We start from the raw sequence: 19,143 nt of genomic DNA, 5'->3' as shown, positions 1-19,143 counted from the left end.
GCTGCACCTGATTCCGGGTCACCGACCCCCCAACCCATAATTCGAGGAAGTGTCATGACAGATACCATCATCAGCTCACACCGGCGGGAAGTAGTGCTCGGCTTCGAACGTCCCTTCGTGGTCATCGGCGAGCGCATCAACCCCACCGGGCGCAAGCTGCTCGCCGCCGAAATGGCCGCCGGCGACTTCTCCCGGGTGATCCTCGACGTCGAGGCGCAGTTGGCGGCCGGCGCGCACATGCTCGACGTCAACGCCGGCATTCCGCTGGCCGACGAACCGGCGATCCTGGCCAAGACCATCCAGTTGGTGCAGTCGCTGACCGACGTGCCGCTGTGCATCGACTCCTCGATCATCGCCGCCCTGGAAGCGGGTCTGGCGGTGTACCAGGGCAAGCCCCTGGTCAACTCGGTGACCGGCGAGGACGAAAGCCTGGAGCGGGTGTTGCCGCTGGTGAAGAAATACGGCGCCGCCGTGGTCGCCATCAGCAACGACGAAACCGGCATCTCCCACGACCCCGACGTGCGCTTCGCCATCGCCAAGAAGATCGTCGAGCGCGCCGCCGACCACGGCATCCCCGCCTGCGACGTGGTGGTCGACCCGCTGGTGATGCCCATCGGCGCGGTGGGCAGCGCCGGTCGCCAGGTCTTCGCGCTGTGCCATCGGCTGCAGCGCGAACTGAAGGTCAACACCACCTGCGGCGCGTCCAACGTCAGCTTCGGCCTGCCCAACCGCAACGGCGTCAATGCGGCGTTCATGAGCATGGCCATCGCCTCGGGCATGACCTCGGCGATCACCAACCCGCTGCACGGCGAGATCATGGCCGCGATCATGGGCGCCGACGTGATGATGGGGCATGACCCGGACTGCATGCGCTGGATCAAGAAATTCCGCGAGGCGCCGGCGGCTTCCGCCGATGGCACTGAAGCCCGCGGCCGGCGCGAGACCCGTCGGCGCAGCGCCTCCTGAGGCGCGCCAGCGCCACTGCGTCGAATCAGCCAAGAGCCTCGACCCGGGGCTCTTTTTCGTCTGCGCCAGAATAATCGAGGAACCGCCGTGTCCGAACCTGAGGATGCACTCGTCGTATTCACCCCATCCGGTCGCCGCGGCCGCTTTCCCCTGGGCACCCCGGTGCTGGAAGCCGCCCGGGCGCTGGGGGTCGACATCGACTCGGTGTGCGGCGGCCGCGGCCTCTGCGGACGCTGCCAGGTCGACCTGTGCGAGGGCAGCTTCGCCAAGCACGGAGTCGAGTCCGCCGCCAGCCACCTGAGCGGCAAGAGCGCCACCGAGTACGCCTGGGAATTGCGCCGCGGCCCGCTCAATCCGGGTCGCCGGCTGAGCTGCTCGACCCAGTTGCTGGGCGATGCGGTGATCGATGTGCCGTCCTCCAGCCAGGTGCACCGCCAGGTCGTGCGCAAGCGCGCGGAAGTGATCAATATCGAGCTGGATCCGGTCGTTCGCCTGTACTTCGTCGAGGTGCAACAGCCGGACATGCACGTGCCGGCCTCCGATCTGCGGCGGCTCAAGGATGCCCTCAACTACCAATGGCACCTGGCCCACCTGGAAAGCGATATCCGCGTGGTCCAGCACCTGCAGCAGGCCCTGCGCCAGGGCCAGTGGCAGGTCACGGTGGCGGTGTACAACGACGAGCGGATCATCGCCGTCTGGCCCGGCCTGCACGAGAAGGTCTACGGCATGGCGGTGGACGTCGGTTCGACCACCATCGCCGCCCATCTGTGCGACCTGCAGAGCGGCGAGGTGGTGGCCAGTGCCGGGCGGATGAACCCGCAGATCCGCTTCGGCGAGGATCTGATGAGCCGGGTCTCCTACATCATGATGAACCCGGGCGGCGAGGTGGAGATGACCCTCGCCGTGCGCGAGGCGCTCAACCATCTGGCCGAGGAGCTGGCGCAGGAGGCGGGGATCGGTTTGCAGACGATCCTCGAGGCGACCCTGGTCGGCAACCCGATCATGCACAACCTGGTGTTCGGCATCAATCCGGTCGAACTGGGCGGCGCGCCCTTCGCCCTGGCTTCCGACGAAGCCATCGACGGCCTCTGGGCCACCGAGATCGACCTGCGCATCCACCCCAACGCGCGGGTCTACGGGCTGCCGTGCATCGCCGGGCATGTCGGCGCCGACGCCGCCGCGGTGATCCTCTCCGAAACGCCCTACCTGAGTGAAGAACTGATGCTGCTGGTGGACGTCGGCACCAACGCCGAGATCGTCCTAGGCAATCGCGAACGCCTGCTGGCCGCCTCCAGCCCGACCGGGCCGGCCTTCGAGGGCGCGCAGATCAGCTGCGGCCAGCGCGCCGCACCGGGCGCCATCGAGCGCGTGCGCATCGACCCCGAGACCCTCGAGCCGCGCTTCAAGGTGATCGGCTGCGAACTCTGGTCGAGCGAGCCCGATTTCAGCGAGGCGGTCGCCGCGCATGGCGTCACCGGGGTCTGTGGTTCGGGCATCATCGAGGTGATTGTCGAGCTGTTCCTGGCCGGCGTGATCAACCACGAGGGCGTGGTCAACGGCGCCCTGGCCGAGCGCTGCCCGCGAGTGGTGGCCGACGGCCGAACCTTCGCCTATGTGCTGTATCAGGACGCCAGCCGCAGCCTGCGCATCACCCAGAACGACATCCGTGCCATCCAACTGGCCAAGGCCGCGCTCTATGCCGGGATCAAGTTGTTGATGGAGCAATTCGGCGCCGATCACGTCGAGCGCATCCGCCTGGCCGGGGCGTTCGGCGCGCATATCGACGTCAAGTACGCGATGATTCTCGGCTTGATCCCGGACTGCGACCTGGCGCACGTCACCTCGGCCGGCAACGCCGCCGGCACCGGAGCGCGCATCGCCCTGCTCAGTCGCAAGTCGCGCAAGGACATCGAGGAGGTGGTGCGCCGCGTGGAGAAGGTGGAAACCGCCGTCGAGCCGCGCTTTCAGGAGCACTTCATCGAGGCCATGGCGATTCCGCACAAGAGCGATGACTTTCCCCGCTTGCAGCGCGAGGTGAGGTTGCCGCCGCCGCAGCCGAGCCAGAACAGCCTCAACCGCGGCACGGGACGGCGCCAGCGTCCGCAGCGCCAACCGAGCTGACTCAGCGCGCCGGAATGAACGCCGGTCGGCCGTCGATTTCGCCGGTCAGCAGGCGCTGACCCCCGGCAGGCCTCGCCGCCGGGGTAGCGCAGGAGGATCTGGTCGCATCAGCGCGCGGCCAGGTTGAGGTCGTGCAGGCCCATGAACAGCGCGCGATCCAGGCGATTGCCGGTCGGCGATCCGCCCCGGGGTCTGAAAGCGCCCGTTCGCTGTCGGTTTTCAGTGCAACGATGCCGTTGGCGGAGCAGGGGCGAGCCTCGCCGGGTGCTATTACTGCGCTCCATCTACACCTACAAGAACGAGACCTGGCATGGCGTACTTCCTCGGAATCGATACCGGTGGCACCTTCACCGATGCCGTGTTGCTGGACGAGCAGCGCCAGGTCGTGGCCTCGGCCAAGCGGCTGACCACGCGCCTGGACTTGAGTGTCGGCATCGGCCAGTCGCTGGCGGCGCTGCCCCAGCAGTGGCTGCCCGAGGTCGCCATGGTCTCGCTGTCTTCGACCCTGACCACCAACTCGGCCGTGGAAGGCAAGGGCTCGCCGGTGTGCGTGTTGCTGATCGGCTACGACGCCCAGCAGCTCAAGGCCAGCGGCTTGCCCGAGTTGCTCGGGCCGGAAGGCATCGTCATGTTGGCCGGCGGCCACGATGCCGGCGGGCGGGAACAGACGGCGCTGGACGAGGGCGCGGCACGCCAGGCGATCCTGGCCTACCGCGAGCGGGTTTCGGCCTTCGCCATTTCGGCCAGCTTCAGCGTGCGCAACCCTTGCCACGAGCTGCGCGTGCAGGAACTGGTCAACCGCCTGGCCGGCAAGCCGGTCAGCTGCGGCCATGAGCTGGCGTCGTCGCTGGGCGCGCCGCGGCGAGCGATGACCGCGGCGCTGAATGCGCGCATGATCGCCCAGGTCAGCCAGTTGATCGACTCGGTTCGGAGCCTGCTGGCGGCGCAGAACATCCAGGCGCCGCTGATGATCGTCAAGGGCGACGGTTCGCTGGTCAATGCCGGCAGCGCCATGTTGCGCCCGATCAGTACCGTGCTCTCGGGCCCCGCCGCCAGCGTCAACGGGGCCTGCGCCCTGAGCGGCTATCGCGACCTGATCGTGGCCGACATGGGCGGTACCACCACCGACATCGCGGTGGTGCGCAACGGTCGCCCGGAGTTGTCCTTCGATGGCGCCCGGGTCGGCGACTGGCGACCGATGGTCGAAGCCATCCGCCTGTACTCCATCGGCCTGGGCGGAGACAGCGAGCTGAGCTTCGACAGCGGCCTGGGCATCGTCATCGGCCCGCGCCGGGTGGTGCCGCTGAGCCTGCTGGCCAGCCAGTATCCGGCGGTGATCGCGGCGCTGGAGCGCCAGTTGCAGTCGTATCCATGCAGCAGCCATAACCGTTTCGCCCTGCGTCTGCAGCGCGATGAGGCCTTGTTGCGGCATCTGAGCGCCGACGAACAGGCGGCCTGGGAACGCCTGGAAGCCGGGCCCGTGGACATCGAGCAGGCGACCATGGACGAGCGCTGGCTGGCGCGCGCCCTGGCCCGCCTGGAACGCAAGGGGCTGGTCATCTACAGCGGCTTCACCCCGACTGACGCCGCCCACGTGCTGGGTCTTTCCCAGCACTGGAGCACCCCGGCGGCCAGCCTGGCGGCGCGTATCTGGGCACGCCGGATGCGCCGTCAGTACGGCTTCGGCAGTTGGCCGGAAGGCGATGCCGAGGCGCCCGCCCGGGACGTGTTCCAGCGGGTGATCCGGATCATCTGCGCCAAGCTGGTCGAGGCCGGGCTGCACGATGCCGGCCAGGACGGCGACGTCGGCCGGCTGGCACGGCTGCTCAGCGAGTTGATCATGACCCCCCAGGGCGGGCGCGATGCCCGCTCGGTGTTCAGCATGCATTTCGCCGATGACCTGCCGGTGGTGGCCGTCGGCGGGCCGGCCTCGAGTTACTACCCGATGGTGGCCGAGGCCCTGGGCGTGCGCCTGTGCCTGCCGCAGCACGGCGAGGTCGCCAACGCCGTGGGCACGCTGTTTGGCGAGGTGGTGCAGCGCGTGCATATCACCGTGCTGCAACCGGTGCTCGGGGTGTTTCGCGTGTTTACCCGCCACGGGCCGGTGGATCATGGCAACCTCGAGGCGGCACTCGCCCTGGCGCGTGCGCAAGCCGCCGAGGAAGCCGAGCAGATGGCCCGGCAGGCCGGCGCCGACAGCCCGCGCATCGAGTACCAACTGGAGGAAAACCGCGTGCGCAACGACATCGACGGCGAGATATTCTTCGAGGCCCGGGTCACCGCACTGGCGTCCGGGATGCCGGCGCTACGGCTTGCCGAGTTGAAAAGCCAAGAGCACCTGCCTGCTCAAGGCACGGGGCCTGCTAGCGGCGCCGCGCCAGCGCTGGATCTTTTCACAACCCTGAGCGGCCTCAGCGCGCCGGAATGAACACCGGCCGGCCGTCGATCTCGCCGGTCAGCAGGCGCTGGCCGTACAGGCGCTCCAGCGCCGCCGGCTGCAGCATGCTGGCGGCCGACCCCCAGCAGGCCTCGCCGTCGGGGTAGAGCAGGAGGATCTGATCGCACCAGCGCGCGGCCAGGTTGAGGTCGTGCAGGCACATGAACACCGCGCGCCCCGCGCTCGCCTGGGCGGCGAACAGCTCGAGCACGGCCACCTGATGGTGCAGATCCAGATGGTTGGTCGGCTCGTCGGCCAGCCACAGCGCCGGCGCCTGGGTCAGCACGGTGGCGATGGCCACGCGCTGGCGTTCGCCGCCGGACAGGGTGCTGACCAACCGCTCGCTCAGGTGCGCCACATCCAGGCGCGCCAGCGCCTGCTCGGCGGCGCGCAGATCCGCGGCGCCTTCCATCTGCCAGGCCGGCAGGAACGGATGGCGGCCGATCAGCGCGGTCTCCAGCACCGTGGCCGGAAAGCCGTCCTGGCGCTCCTGGAACACCAGGCCCAGGTGCTGGGCGATCTGCCGCCGGCTGAGGCGTTCGAGCGGCTGCTCGTCGAGCAGCACCGTGCCGCCGCGCGGCGCCCGTAGCCCGGCCAGGGTATGCAGCAGGGTGGTCTTGCCGGCGCCGTTGGGCCCCAGCACGCCCCACACCTGGCCGGGCAGCAGGCTGAAATTCAGCGCCCGGCCGGCGCTGCGCCCGGGCACGTCGATCAGCAAATCACGCACGTGCAGGCGGCTCATCAGCGGCTCCGGTGCAGCAGGTAGAGGAAGGTCGGCACCCCGAGCAGCGCGGTGATCACCCCCACCGGCAGCTGCTCCGGCGCGATCAGGGTGCGCGCCAGGGTATCGGCCAGCACCAGCAGGATGCCGCCGCTCAGGGCGCAGGCCGGCAGCACCAGACGCTGGTCGTTGCCCAGCAGCAGACGCAGTATGTGCGGCACCACCAGGCCGACGAAGCCGATGCTGCCGGCGCTGGTGACCGCCAGCGCGGTCAGCAGGCTGGCGATCACGTAGATGCTCCACTCCAGCGGGCGCACCGCCACCCCCAGCGCCGCCGCCTGCAGCGGGCCGCGCGCCAGCACGTTGAGGCTGCGCCCCAGCGGCAGCAGCAGCAGGCTCACGCCGAGCAGCAGGCCGAGCGCCGGCCAGGGCGTGCGCGCATAGGACAGGTCGCCCATCAGCCAATAGAGCATGCCGGGCAGGCGCTCGGCCGGGCTGATCGCCAGCATCAGGGTGATGATCGCGCCCCAGCCGGAGGCCACCACCACCCCGGTCAGCAGCAGGCGCGACGGCGTCCAGCTGCCGCTGCCGTGAGCCAGGCCGAACACCAGCAGGGTGGCGAGGAACGCCCCGGCGAAGGCCGAGCCGGAGACCAGCACGCCCCCCAGGCCCGCCAGCATGGCGAACAGTGCGCCCACCGCGGCGCCGCCGGACAGGCCGAGCACGTAGGGGTCGGCCAGCGGGTTGCGCAGCAGCACCTGCATCAGCGCCCCGGCCAGCGCCAGCAGGCCGCCGGTGGCGAAGGCCGAGAGGGTGCGCGGCAGGCGCAGTTCGAAGATCAGGGTGCGCTGCAGCTCGCTGCCCTGGCCGCTCAGCGTCAGCAGCGCGTCGCTCAGACTCAGGGCGCTGCTGCCGACGCAGACCGACAACAGCATGGCGGCCAGCGCGACCAGTGCGAGCAGCCCCAGCAACCAGCCGAGCGAGCGCAGGGGGCCGAGGCGGTGCTTGCCGACGGCGGATTCAGCGCCGTGCACGGCTGGTCTCCAGGCTTTCGCAGAGCAAGCGGGCGCCCTCCAGCAGGCGCGGCGTGGGGCGCTGCACCAGCGACGGCGGGATGAAGAACAGATTGTCCTGCTGCACCGCCTGCAGGCCGGGATAGGCCCGCCACTCGGTCAGCCAGTAGCGGTTCTCCTCGCCCATGCCGCCGGCCAGGATGGCCTGCGGGTTGGCGGCCAGTACCGCCTCGATATCGATGCGCGGAATCTGCCGCGGCAGCTCGGCGAACACGTTGCGCCCGCCACACAGGCGGATCACCTGGCCGATCAGATGGCTGTCGTTGACCGTCATCAACGGCTTGTTCCAGACCTGATAGAACACCGTCACCGGCTCGGCCTCGCGGTATTGTTCGGCCAGTGCGGCGATGCCGCGGCGCAGTTTATCGGCGGCCTGCTGGCCCACCGCCTGGCTGTCGGTCAGCCGCGCCAGGCGCTCGATGGCGCGGGCGATGCCTTCGATGTTTTCCGGTTCGAGATAGAACACCGGCACGCCGAAATCTTCCAGGGCGTCTAGCTGCTCGGCGGGGTTGCCGCTGCCCCAGACGATCGCCAGATCCGGCTGCAGGGTCAGCAGCCGTTCCATGTCCAGGCGGCTGTGGCTGCCCACCGACGGCAGCGCCCGCGCCTCGGGCGGATAGTCGCTGAAGGCCACCACGGCCACCACGCGCTCGCCGCCGCCCGCCGCGAAGACCAGCTCGGTGGCCCCCGGCGACAGGCTCGCGATGCGCTGCGCGGGCGCCGGCAGGCAGACCTCGCGCTGCGCGTCGTCGACCACGCAGATCGGTGCCGCCAGCAGCGCGGGCGCCAGCCCCAACAACGCGGCTGCCAGGCCGACGCGGCCGCGTAGACGGGCGAATGATAGATCCATGCTCTCCCCTGATGACGCGCAGATTCTCGCGCCGATGCCAGCACTGGGCCCGCGAGTGAGCGCACGCTAACAACCGGCCGGGACAGGGTCAACGTCGATCTGCCGGCCGACGCCACTATTCAAAGGCGCGCGCGCGAAAGCGACCTCCAACCAACCAAGTGCGACGCCGCGCCCCGGCAAAACCCTGGGGCATGAGCGTGAACGGGCCATTGCCGGACGGCGTCGTTGCCTGATTGGCCGGTGTCGCTCGGCGCATAGACGTTGCCGGCGCGAGTCTCTAGACTCGCGCCTCTTGCTTCAGGTGAGCCACGGCCACGGCCATGGCTAAACAGGGAAGTCGGTGCGTTGCGCGTGTTTACGCCAACCATTCCGACGCTGCCCCCGCAACGGTAGACGAGTCAAACCAGCGCTTTTTCAACCACTGTGCTTTAGGAGCCTGTCGGACTTAACACTGTTCTACTGCGGAAAAGCCGGATTCGGCCAGTTTTGCCGCTCTTTCTCGTTAAATAGCTAGCTATTCGCCTCGAAAGATCAACAAAAACTGACTCGAACCGGACTTTCCCTCGCTACGAACGGTCAAGCCCGACAGGCTCCTCGCATGGGAAGGTGCGCTGGCCGGCGACCCCAATGTGGATCGCCGCTCGTGAGCCCGGAGACCGGCCTGTCGCAGTCCATGGCATCGCGGAGGGCGCTGTCTGGCGTGCGGGCTGCGTCTTCCTGCGGTTCGTGCGTTGTCCCTCTGCGTCTGCCTTTCCCTGCCTGGGTCGCACGGGTGAGCGCGACAGGAGCACGACAACATGAGCAAATCCCTTCCGCCGTCGGCAGCGTTCGCGCTGCGCGGTGTTGCCCTGATCCGCCGGCTGGCGCTGGCCGCGCTGCTGGCGCTGACCGCGCCGCTGGCCGGCGCCGCGCAGATCAACGCCATCGTCTCGCCCTACAGCGCCGCCGAATTCGCCGCGGCGGTCGCCCAGTTCCAGCGCCAGCACCCCGGTCAGCGGGTCAGCGCGCGCACCCCCGAACAACTGGGCGAACTGGACGATGCCGCGCTGGCCGAGTGGCTGGACGCCGGCCAGGTGTTGTTCGGCGCCGGCCTGTTCGGCGCCGAGGTGGAGCGCCTGCGGCCGATGCTGGCCGCGGCGGCGCCGGTCGAGCTGTACATCCTGCACAGCGAGCAGGATCTGGTGCAGCTCAGCCGCAGCCGCGGCCAGGCGCTGTTCGCCTCCCGCGAGCAGGCCGAGCGCCTGGGCGCGGCCAAACCGGCGGACGACCTGGCGCAGTGGCTGGCGCAGCAACAGCAGGCCCACCCGCAGCAGGCCGACTGGCTCAGCGCGCGCAGCTACTGGCTGGCCGGCGGCAGCGAGAACATCGCCGCGCTGCTCGCCTGGCTGGCGGCGCGGGTGGATGCGACGGTAACGGCCGAGCCGGCCAAGGCCCGGCCGCCGCTGCGTTTCTATCAGGACGGGCAGATCCGCGCGGCCGAGCAGCTGCGCTGGCAGGGCCAGGCGCTGGTGGCCATCGTCGATCACGGCCGCGCCGACCGTGCCGGCGACCGGGCGCTCAACGACGCCCTGTGCCAGGCGCTGGGCGAGGCCGGGCTGGCCTGCGTCAGCCTGTTCGGCAACTGGGGGGCGGGTTCCTTGCAGGCGGTGCGCTGGCTGCAGGAGGCCGAGCACCCGCCGCTGGCGGCGATCATCGCCCTGCAGGATTTCGTCATCGGCGGCGGCGAGCACCGCGAGCAGGTCAGCCAGCTGTTCGCCCAGCTGGATGTGCCGGTACTCAAAGGCCTGCGCCTGGAAGGGCGCGACGAGGCGACCTGGCAGTTGTCCAGCGACGGCCTGGCGCGCGACAAGCTGCACTACCAGATCGCCATGCCGGAGTTGCAAGGCACCAGCCAGGCCATGGTGCTGGCCGCTTGGCACGAGCAGCAGCTCGACCCGCTGTCGGGCATCCGCTTCGGCATCGGCGAGCCGCTGCCGCAGCAGGTCGCCGCCCTCAGCGCGCGCATCCAGCGCTGGTGGCACCTGCAGCGCACGGCCAATGCCGACAAGCGCCTGGCGATCGTCTACTACAACCACCCGCCGGGCCGCCACAACATAGGCGCGGACAACCTCGACGTGCCGCAGTCGCTGCTGCAGATCCTCCGTCGTTTGCAGGCCGAGGGCTACGACACCGGTTCGTTGCCGCAAAGCCCGGCGGCGCTGCTCGACCTGCTGCAGGAGCGCGGCATCAACCTGCCGGAGCAGGGCGATGCCCTGGCCGAGATGGCCGGCAAGGTGCAGAGCCTGGGCGGCCAGGAATACCGCGACTGGTTCGCCACCCTGCCGGCGGCGCTGCAGGCGGAGATGCGCCAGGGCCCGCTGGGCTACTGGAACGCCCAGCTGCACCGGGCGCTGCAGGCCTCGCAACTGGAAATCGCCACAGAGATTCTGAACAACGGTTCCAGCGAGTTGCACCATGTGCTGGATGGCGTCGAGCACCCGGCGCGGGCCCGTGCCCTGGATCTGCTGGCGCAGCTGGAGAGCCTCTACCGAGCGGCGCTGGCGCAGCCGGCCCAGGCCGATTGGGCGCAGGCGCAGCGGCTGATCGCCGCCCTGGCGGCCACCGGCATCGAAGGCCTGCGCGGCTGGGGCGAAGGCCCCGGCTATGTGATGGTGCACGACGGCCGCCTGCTGCTGCCGGGGCTGCAGTTCGGCAAGGTATTCGTCGGCCCGCAGCCGCCGCGCGGCTGGGAAGTGGACGAGGAACTGCTGCACGCTAACCTGGTGTTCCCGCCGCCGCATCAGTACCTGGCCTTCTATCACTGGCTGCGCGACGGCTTCAAGGCCGACGCGCTGATCCACCTGGGCCGCCATTCCACCTACGAATTCCTGCCGCGGCGGCGGATCGGCCTGAGCGACGAGGACTACCCGACGCAGATCCTCGGCGACCTGCCGAGCATCTACCCCTACATCGTCGACGGCGTCGGCGAGGGCATCCAGGCCAAGCGCCGCGGCCTGGCGGTGATGATCGATCACCTGACCCCGCCGCTGGTGGCCACGCCGCTGTACGACGATCTGCTGCAGCTGCGCCAGCTGATCGAGAGCTTCGAGGCCGGCGCCGGCCAGGGCGAGGGGCCGGCGCGCCGCGCGACCATCGCCGAGATCAAACGCCTGGTCGGCAGTGCCGGGCTGGAAGCGGAGCTGCGCGAGTCGATGGCCGAGGTCCTGGCCTTGCGCGGCATCGGTTTCGAACAGGTCGACGACGACCTGCTGGTGCACGAGGTCGGCCACTACCTGACCAATATCCAGGAACGCTTCATGCCCATGGGCCTGCACGTGTTCGGCAAGCCCTGGCAGGCGGAGGCGGTGGACACCCTGCTGACCTCCATGGGCACCGGCCAGGCGCAGCACCGGCAGGCGCTGATCGACTCGCCGGACGCCGAGATGAACGCGCTGCTGCATGCCCTGGACGGCGGCTTCGTCGCCCCCGGCAAGGGCAACGACCCGATCCGCACCCCGGAAGCGCTGCCCACCGGGCGCAACTTCCACGCCCTCGACAGCAGCCTGCTGCCCAGCCGCATCGGCTGGGGCATCGGCCGCCAGATGGCGCTGCAGGCGCGCCAGCGACCGATCGCCGCCGACGGCCGCGAGGCGGTGATCCTCTGGGCCTCGGACACGGTGCGCGACGAGGGCGCGATGATCGCCTTCGGCCTCGAGCTGCTCGGCGTCGAGCCGCAATGGAACGCCCGCGGCATCGTCCAGGGCCTGCAACGCCGGGCGCTGGCGGCGGACGAGCAGCGCCGCGACCTGCTGTTCACCACCTCCGGGCTGTTCCGCGATCTGTATGCCGACCAACTGGCACTGCTGGAACGCGCCGTGCTGCTGGCCCTGGACGGCGCCAGTGACACCATCCGCCGCGACTACCCGGCGCTGCGCCCGGCGCTGGCCGCCGCCCTGGCGCCGCTCGGCGAGCAGGCCAGCGGCGGCGCGGAGAGCCTGACGGACAACCGGGTCGCCGCGCACTGGGTGGAAGATGCCGCGCGCCGCCTGGATGCCGGCCTGGGTGCCGAGCAGGCCGGCGAACTGGCGGCGCTGCGCCTGTTCGGCGTGGCGCCGGGAGCCTATGGTGTCGGCATCAACAGCCTGGTGGAACGCTCCGGCAGTTGGCAGCAACGCGGCGAGCTGGCCCAGGCCTATATCGGCCGCATGGGCCATGCCTACGGCCTGGCTCACCAGGGCGAACCGGTGCAGGAGGTGTTCCGCGACAACCTCAAACAGGTTCGCCGCACCTACCTCGGGCGCTCCAGCAACCTCTACGGCCTGCTGGACAACAACGACGCCTTCGATTACCTGGGCGGCCTGAGCCTGGCGGTGGAACAGGTCGCCGGCGCCGCCCCGGAAAACTTCGTCAGCTGGCACAATGACCCTACCCGTGTGCGCCTGGAACCCTTGCAGCAGGCGCTGCTCGGCGAGCTGCGCGGGCGCTTCCTCAACCCGGCCTGGATCGAGGCGCTGATGCAGCACGACTATGCCGGCGCGCGCACCATGGGCAGCGAGTTCCTCGAGTACCTCTGGGGCTGGCAGGTGACCAACCCCGAGATCATCAAGGACAGCGCCTGGGAGGAGGTCAAGGCGGTGTATATCGACGACCGCTACGAGATCGGCCTCGACCGTTTCCTCGAACAGGGACATAACGTCCATGTGAAGAGCAACATGCTGGCGATCATGCTGGTGGCGATTCACAAGGAGTTCTGGCAGGCCGATCAGGCCACCGTGCAGCAGCTCGGCGAGCAGTTCGCCCGCCTGGTGGTCGAGCACGGCCTGCCCGGCAGCGGCCATACCCGCCCGGATCACCCGATGTTGCAATGGCTGCTGCCGCAACTGCCGGCCGAGCTGCGCGCGGCGCTGCAGCAACGTCTGCAGGCGGCGCAGATCGAGGCCCGGGCGCAGCAGGCACCCAGCACGCTCAGCGAAATCCAGGCGGAACAGCCGCCGCCAGCGCCACCGCCGGCCGCCGCCGAGGCGGCAGAAGGTGCCGGGCAGGTGTCGGATCGGCAACTCTGGCTCGGCATCCTGCTGCTGGCCGGCCTGCTGGGGCTGGGCATCCGCCGCGGCCGCGGCCATCATCTCCGTGGAGGGCACTGAGTATGTTCGACAGTCAAGTATTCGCCTGGCTGCACCTGTTGGTCGGCTGGTTGCTGCAACCGGTGACCCTCGGCCTGTTCGGCCTGCTGACGCTGGCGGTGTGGGATTGCGGGGTGGCGGTAGGCGAACGCTGCGGCGGCCTGGCGCGTTGGCAGCGCTTGCCGCTGGCGGAAATCGAGCGGCGTGCGCGCAAGCGCCTGGAACGCGCCGACCTGATCGCGCGGATCGGCCCGATGCTCGGCCTGATGGGTACCCTGATCCCGCTCGGCCCCGGGCTGGCGGCGCTCGGCGAGGGCAATGTGCAGATTCTCAGTGTGGCCATGCGGGTGGCCTTCGACACCACGGTGTTCGGCCTGCTCGCCGGGGTGATCGGCTTCGGCCTCGGCCGCCTGCGCCGGCGCTGGTACGACGAACTGCTGGATCGACGCGAGGCCATGGCGGCCGGGGAGCAGGCCGATGAGCCGGCGCTGGCGCTCTAGCCGTTTTGCCGAGGGCGACGACGATCCGCTCGGGCCGCTGGCCAACCTGGTCGACGTGGTGCTGGTGTTCGCCTGCGGCCTGATCGCCGCCCTGGTGGCGCAGACCGACCTGCTGCAGCGGCTCGAGGCGCAGCGCCAGCCGCTGCCGGTGGAGCGCGGGCGGGAACTGCCGAGCCTGCCGGACAGCCTCAAGGGCCAGGACGGCAGCGGGCTGGAGAGCGTCGGCCAGGTTTACCGCGATCCGCAGACCGGCAAACTGATCCTGATCGGCCAATGAGCGACCGATTTGCCGCCGCGGTCGCGGCCGGAACGCCCGGTGTCGCTCGGCGCATAGACGTTGCCGACATGAGTCTCTACACTCGCGCCTCTTGCTTCAGGTGACCCACGGCCAAGGCCGTGGGTAAACAGGGAAGTCGGTGCGTTGCGCGTGTTTACGCCAACTATTCCGACGCTGCCCCCGCAACGGTAGACGAGTCAAGCCAGCGCTTTTTCAACCACTGTGCTTTAGGCGTCTGTCGGACTAAACACTGTTCTGCTACGAACGGTTAGGCCCGACAGGCTCTTCGCATGGGAAGGTGCGTCTGGTGGCATTGCGCATGTTCTGCGCGCCGCTCGTAAGCCCGGAGACCGGCCTGTCGCAGTCCATGGCATCGCGGAGGGCGTTGTCTGGCGTGTGGGCTGCGCCTTTGTGCAGTGCATTCGCCGCTGGTTCTCCGCGTGTCTTACTCAGCCAAGATCGCCCGGGTGGGGCGGCGGAGCCTAGAACGCGATGAGCAATTCCCTTCCAGCCAAGCCGGCAGCCCTGCTGCTGTGCGCCGTTTCCTGCGTGTCCCTGGCCCAGGCCGACGAACATCTGCTCCTGAAAGACCAACTGGTGACCGCCACCCGTACCGCGCAGACCGCCGAGCAGAGCCTGGCGGCGGTGACGGTGTTCGACCGTGGGCAGATCGAGCAGAGCCAGGCGACTTCCGTGCCCGAACTGCTGAAGAAAGTGCCGGGCGTGTCCTTCGCCAACAACGGCGGGCCGGGCAAGAGCACCTCGCTGTTTATGCGCGGCAGCGAATCCGATCACGTGCTGGTGCTGATCGACGGCATCAAGATCGGCTCGGTGACCAGCGGCGGCGCGGCCTTGCAGGATCTGCCGCTGGAGCTGATCGAGCGGATCGAGGTGGTGCGCGGCCCGCGTTCCAGCCTGTACGGCTCGGAAGCCATCGGCGGGGTGATCCAGATCTTCACCCGCAGGGGCGCCGGCGCGGGCATCAAGCCGTTTTTCTCCGCAGGCGCCGGCACCCACGACAGCTACAGCGGCAGCGCCGGGGTCAGCGGCGGCAGCGACAACGCTTGGTACAGCCTGGGCCTCAGCGGCCTGGACAGCGACGGCATCAACGTCAAGCAGACCGCCACCAGCGGCTATGAAGACGACGCCGACGGCTACCGTAATTTGTCCGCCGCGCTCAGTGCCGGCTACCGCTTCGCCAATGGCCTGGAGCTGGACGCCAACCTGCTGCAGGCCAAATCGCACAACGACTACGACCAGGTCAACCGCAAGCGTACCGGCGGTTTCCACGCCCATGCCGATGGCGAGTCGCGGGTGATAGGCAGCCGCGCCCGTTTCGCCCCGCTCGAGCCCTGGCAGGTGACCCTGCAGGTCGGCCGCAGCGAGGACAAGTCCGATGCCGATCAGGACGGCGCCTTCTACTCGCGCTTCGACAGCCGGCGCGACAGCGCCAGCTGGCAGAACGACCTGAGCCTGGCGCCCGGCCATACCCTGACCCTGGGCGCCGACTACCAGCACGACGAGGTCAACGGCAATACCGCCTACGCCGAGGATTCGCGGGATAACAAAGGCGCCTTCGTGCAGTACCTCGGCGAGGAGGGCGCGCACGACTGGCAACTGTCGCTGCGCCGCGACAACAACCAGCAGTTCGGTAAGCACGACACCGGCAACCTCGGCTATGGCTATGCCCTCACCGACTGGCTGCGCGCGACCCTCAGCTACGGCACCGCGTTCAAGGCGCCGACTTTCAACGAGTTGTACTACCCCGGCTACGGCAATCCGGATCTGGATGCGGAAACCTCCCAGAGCCTGGAGGCCGGTTTGCTCGGCCAGCATGCCTGGGGCCATTGGTCGGTCAACGCCTTCCGCACCGAGATCGACGACCTGATCGCCTACGACGCCAGCATCATGGCGCCGGCCAACGTCGCCGAGGCGCGTATTCGCGGCGTCGAACTGGTACTCGCCAGCCAACTGCTCGGCTGGGACTGGAACGCCAACTACACGCTGATGGAGCCGGAGAATCGTTCCTCCGGGGCCAACGACGGCAACGAACTGGCGCGGCGCGCCAAGCAGCTGTTCAATCTGGATCTGGATCGCCGACTCGGCGATTTCAGTGTCGGCGCCAGTCTGCACGCCGAGGGCCAGCGCTTCGACGATCTGGCCAACACCAAGGAGCTGTCCGGCTACGCCACCCTGGATCTGCGCGGCGAGTACCGCATCGACCCCGAGTGGCGCCTGCAGACCCGCATCGCCAACCTGCTGGACGCCGACTACGAGACCGCCCAGGGCTATAACCAGCCCGGCCAGGCGGTCTACCTGACCGTGCGCTACCAGGCGCTCTGAGCCTGGCCCGCTCGGCGAATATGATTCGCGTTACCTGGGTCGCCTGGCGCTTGTCGGCCTGGCGGCCATTGTTTATATCGGCGCCCGCTCCCGGCTGGGTGCGCAACCGCAACTGGAGGTGAAGTAATGAGCGAATCGAGCGAACGCGACGCGCGGCACAAGGTGCGCATGGAGCGCAAGAAGGCGCTGATCGACCAGAAGATCGCCCAGGCCCAGGACGAGTACGGCCTGCTGCTGGTGCACAGCGGCAATGGCAAGGGCAAGAGCAGCAGCGCCTTCGGCATGGTCGCTCGCGCCCTCGGCCACGGGATGAAGGTGGGGGTGGTGCAATTTATCAAGGGCGCGGCCAGCACCGGCGAGGAGAACTTTTTCCGCCGTTTCCCCGAGGAGGTCAGTTACCACGTGATGGGCGAGGGCTTCACCTGGGAGACCCAGGATCGCCAGCGCGACATCGAAAAAGCCCAGCAAGCCTGGCAGGTGGCGCGCCAACTGCTGAATGACCCGGCCATCGGCCTGGTGGTGCTGGACGAGCTGAATATCGCCCTGAAATTGGGCTATCTGGAGCTGGACGCGGTGCTCGCCGACATCGAGGCGCGGCCGTTGCTGCAGCACGTGGTGGCGACCGGCCGCGGCGCCTTGCCGGGGCTGATCGAGGCGGCGGATACCGTCACCGAGATGAACCTGGTCAAGCATGCGTTCAAGGCCGGGGTCAAGGCGCAGCAAGGCGTGGAGTTCTGATGCCGTTGCTTTGGGTATCCGTAGTCCGTAGCCCGGATCGGCGGGGGGCGGCATGAGCGCGCCACGCCACTGCCCGGCGCTGTTGATTGCCGCGCCGGCCTCGGGCCAGGGCAAGACCACGGTCACCGCCGCCCTGGCGCGCCTGCATGCGCGCCAGGGCAAACGGGTGCGGGTGTTCAAGTGCGGACCGGATTTTCTCGACCCGATGATCCTCGCCCGCGCCAGCGGCGCGCCTGTGTACCAGCTGGACCTGTGGATGGTCGGCGCGGCCGAGAGCCGCCGGCTGTTGTGGCAGGCGGCCGGCGAGGCCGACCTGATCCTGATCGAAGGGGTGATGGGGCTGTTCGACGGCACGCCCTCGGCCGCCGACCTGGCGCGCCAGTTCGGCGTGCCGGTGCTGGCGGTGATCGACGCCGCGGCCATGGCCCAGACCTTCGCCGCCCTGGCCCACGGCCTGGCGACCTTCCAGCCCGACCTGCCGTTCTCCGGGGTGCTCGGCAACCGAGTAGGCAGCGTGCGGCATGGCGAGATCCTGCGCGACGCCCTGCCCGAATCGATTCGCTGGTACGGCGCCTTGCCGCGCAGCGCCGCGGTGGAGCTGCCCAGCCGCCACCTGGGCCTGATCCAGGCCGAGGAGTTGGCCGATCTGGATGCGCGCCTGGACGCGGCGGCCGATGCCCTGGCCGCCAGCGCCGACGTGGCCTTGCCGCCTGCGGTCGAGTTCGCCGCGGCCGAACCGCGCAGGGTCGAGCCGCTGCTGGCCGGGGTGCGCATCGGCGTGGCCCTGGATGCCGCCTTCGCCTTCGTCTACCAGGCCAACCTCGATCTGCTGCGCGAACTGGGCGCCGAGTTGCGCTTCTTCTCGCCGCTGGCCGACAGCCAGTTGCCCGAGGTCGACAGCCTCTATCTGCCGGGCGGCTACCCCGAACTGCACCTGGCCCGGCTGGAAGCCAACCAGGCCATGGCCGCGGCGATCCGCGCCCACCATGACGCCGGCAAGCCGATCCACGCCGAATGCGGCGGCATGCTCTACCTGTTCGAGCGGCTGACCGACCAAGCCGGCAGCAGTGCTCGCATGCTCGGCTTGCTGCCAGGCGAGGCGACCCTGCAGCCGCGCCTGACCGCCCTGGCCCTGCAGGAGGTCGAATTGCCGGAGGGGCGTTTGCGCGGCCACAGCTTCCACCATTCGGCGTTGACCAGTTCGCTCGAACCCATCGCCCGCGGCGAGTGCCCGAACTACAAGCGCACGGCCGAGGCGGTTTTTCGCCAGGGCCGCCTGAGCGCCTCCTATATCCACTTCTATCTGCCCTCCGACCCGTCGGCGGCGGCGCAGTTGTTCGTTCCGGGGGAGCAGCCATGAATCCGCATGCCTTCAGCGCCGAGGAACGCGCGGCGGTCTATCGGGCCATCGCCGAGCGGCGCGACATGCGCCACTTCTGTGGCGGCGAGGTGGCCCCCGAGCTGCTGGCGCGCCTGCTCGAGGCGGCGCATCAGGCGCCCAGCGTCGGCCTGATGCAGCCCTGGCGTTTTATCCGCATCGGCCGCCCGGCACTGCGCGAGGCGATCCATGGTCTGGTGGAAGAGGAGCGGCTGCGCACCGCCGCGGCCCTGGGCGAGCGCGGCGAGGAATTCATGCGGCTCAAGGTCGAGGGCATCCGCGACTGCGCCGAATTGCTGGTGGTGGCCCTGATGGACGGCCGCGAGGCCCATGTGTTCGGCCGGCGCACCCTGCCGGAAATGGATCTGGCCTCGATGGCCTGCGCCATCCAGAACCTCTGGCTGGCCGCCCGCGCCGAAGGCCTGGGGCTCGGCTGGGTGTCGCTGTTCGAACCTCAAGCCCTGGCCGAACTGCTGGCCATGCCGCCGGGCAGCAAGCCGCTGGCGGTGCTCTGCCTGGGGCCGGTGACCGAGTTCTATCCGGCGCCGATGCTGGTGCAACAGGGCTGGGTCGAGCCGCGGCCGTTGCGCGAGTTGCTGTTCGAGGATCAATGGGGGACACATGCCTAGCAGGCCGT

Annotated in this window: 13 protein-coding genes and 2 riboswitches; of the genes, 10 read left to right on the top strand and 3 right to left on the bottom strand. The window is 69.3% G+C overall.

Annotation, left to right across the window (positions count from 1 at the left end):
- Positions 1 to 54 precede the first annotated feature (54 nt).
- From P8H27_RS07990 to P8H27_RS07980, 3 genes are all read left to right on the top strand, one after another.
- Positions 55 to 966, top strand: a complete 912-nt coding sequence (locus tag P8H27_RS07990; protein WP_289636600.1) for a dihydropteroate synthase — start codon at positions 55 to 57, stop codon at positions 964 to 966.
- An 87-nt stretch (positions 967 to 1,053) separates the two neighbouring features.
- On the top strand, positions 1,054 to 3,087 hold the full coding sequence (locus tag P8H27_RS07985; protein ID WP_289636598.1) for an ASKHA domain-containing protein: 2,034 nt from the start codon (positions 1,054 to 1,056) through the stop codon (positions 3,085 to 3,087).
- A 310-nt stretch (positions 3,088 to 3,397) separates the two neighbouring features.
- A complete protein-coding gene (locus tag P8H27_RS07980) occupies positions 3,398 to 5,515 on the top strand; it encodes a hydantoinase/oxoprolinase family protein (protein ID WP_289636597.1) in 2,118 nt (705 codons plus the stop codon).
- On the opposite strand, the gene P8H27_RS07975 is transcribed toward P8H27_RS07980, so the two are convergent.
- From P8H27_RS07975 to P8H27_RS07965, 3 genes are all read right to left on the bottom strand, one after another.
- A complete protein-coding gene (locus tag P8H27_RS07975; protein WP_289636595.1) occupies positions 5,499 to 6,266 on the bottom strand; it encodes an ABC transporter ATP-binding protein in 768 nt (255 codons plus the stop codon). The genes P8H27_RS07980 and P8H27_RS07975 overlap by 17 nt on opposite strands.
- Positions 6,266 to 7,180: an iron ABC transporter permease gene (locus P8H27_RS07970; protein WP_308446819.1), complete on the bottom strand. Its 915-nt coding sequence runs from the start codon at positions 7,178 to 7,180 to the stop codon at positions 6,266 to 6,268. The genes P8H27_RS07975 and P8H27_RS07970 overlap by 1 nt, the downstream gene beginning before the upstream one ends.
- Before the next feature lie 85 nt (positions 7,181 to 7,265).
- Entirely contained in the window at positions 7,266 to 8,168 is a 903-nt protein-coding gene (locus tag P8H27_RS07965; protein WP_289636592.1) for a cobalamin-binding protein, read from the bottom strand.
- 282 nt (positions 8,169 to 8,450) lie between these two features.
- A riboswitch (cobalamin riboswitch) is annotated at positions 8,451 to 8,848 on the top strand.
- A gap of 117 nt (positions 8,849 to 8,965) precedes the next feature.
- Between P8H27_RS07965 and P8H27_RS07960 the strand changes: the two genes are divergently transcribed.
- From P8H27_RS07960 to bluB, 7 genes are all read left to right on the top strand, one after another.
- Positions 8,966 to 13,291, top strand: a complete 4,326-nt coding sequence (locus P8H27_RS07960; protein ID WP_289636590.1) for a cobaltochelatase subunit CobN — start codon at positions 8,966 to 8,968, stop codon at positions 13,289 to 13,291.
- Positions 13,292 to 13,293: 2 nt separating this feature from the next.
- Positions 13,294 to 13,770, top strand: a complete 477-nt coding sequence (locus P8H27_RS07955) for a MotA/TolQ/ExbB proton channel family protein (RefSeq protein WP_289636589.1) — start codon at positions 13,294 to 13,296, stop codon at positions 13,768 to 13,770.
- The gene (locus P8H27_RS07950; protein WP_289636588.1) at positions 13,748 to 14,047 is read left to right on the top strand and encodes a DUF2149 domain-containing protein; all 300 of its coding nucleotides are present in this window, start codon (positions 13,748 to 13,750) and stop codon (positions 14,045 to 14,047) included. The genes P8H27_RS07955 and P8H27_RS07950 overlap by 23 nt, the downstream gene beginning before the upstream one ends.
- Positions 14,048 to 14,128: 81 nt before the next feature.
- Positions 14,129 to 14,421, top strand: a riboswitch (cobalamin riboswitch).
- Between the two features lie 118 nt (positions 14,422 to 14,539).
- Positions 14,540 to 16,390 (top strand): TonB-dependent vitamin B12 receptor, encoded by a 1,851-nt coding sequence (gene btuB, locus P8H27_RS07945; RefSeq protein ID WP_289636587.1) that lies wholly within the window; start codon positions 14,540 to 14,542, stop codon positions 16,388 to 16,390.
- Between the two features lie 126 nt (positions 16,391 to 16,516).
- Positions 16,517 to 17,128 (top strand): cob(I)yrinic acid a,c-diamide adenosyltransferase, encoded by a 612-nt coding sequence (gene cobO / locus P8H27_RS07940; RefSeq protein ID WP_289636586.1) that lies wholly within the window; start codon positions 16,517 to 16,519, stop codon positions 17,126 to 17,128.
- Between the two features lie 52 nt (positions 17,129 to 17,180).
- On the top strand, positions 17,181 to 18,488 hold the full coding sequence (locus tag P8H27_RS07935) for a cobyrinate a,c-diamide synthase (protein ID WP_289636585.1): 1,308 nt from the start codon (positions 17,181 to 17,183) through the stop codon (positions 18,486 to 18,488).
- A complete protein-coding gene (bluB, locus tag P8H27_RS07930) occupies positions 18,485 to 19,135 on the top strand; it encodes a 5,6-dimethylbenzimidazole synthase (protein ID WP_289636584.1) in 651 nt (216 codons plus the stop codon). The genes P8H27_RS07935 and bluB overlap by 4 nt, the downstream gene beginning before the upstream one ends.
- Positions 19,136 to 19,143 lie beyond the last annotated feature (8 nt).

It is taken from the genome of Pseudomonas sp. sp1636, assembly GCF_030376615.1.
GTDB lineage: Bacteria > Pseudomonadota > Gammaproteobacteria > Pseudomonadales > Pseudomonadaceae > Aquipseudomonas.
Note: the sequence above shows the minus strand (reverse complement) of the source record. Positions and strands in the feature narration are given on the sequence as shown.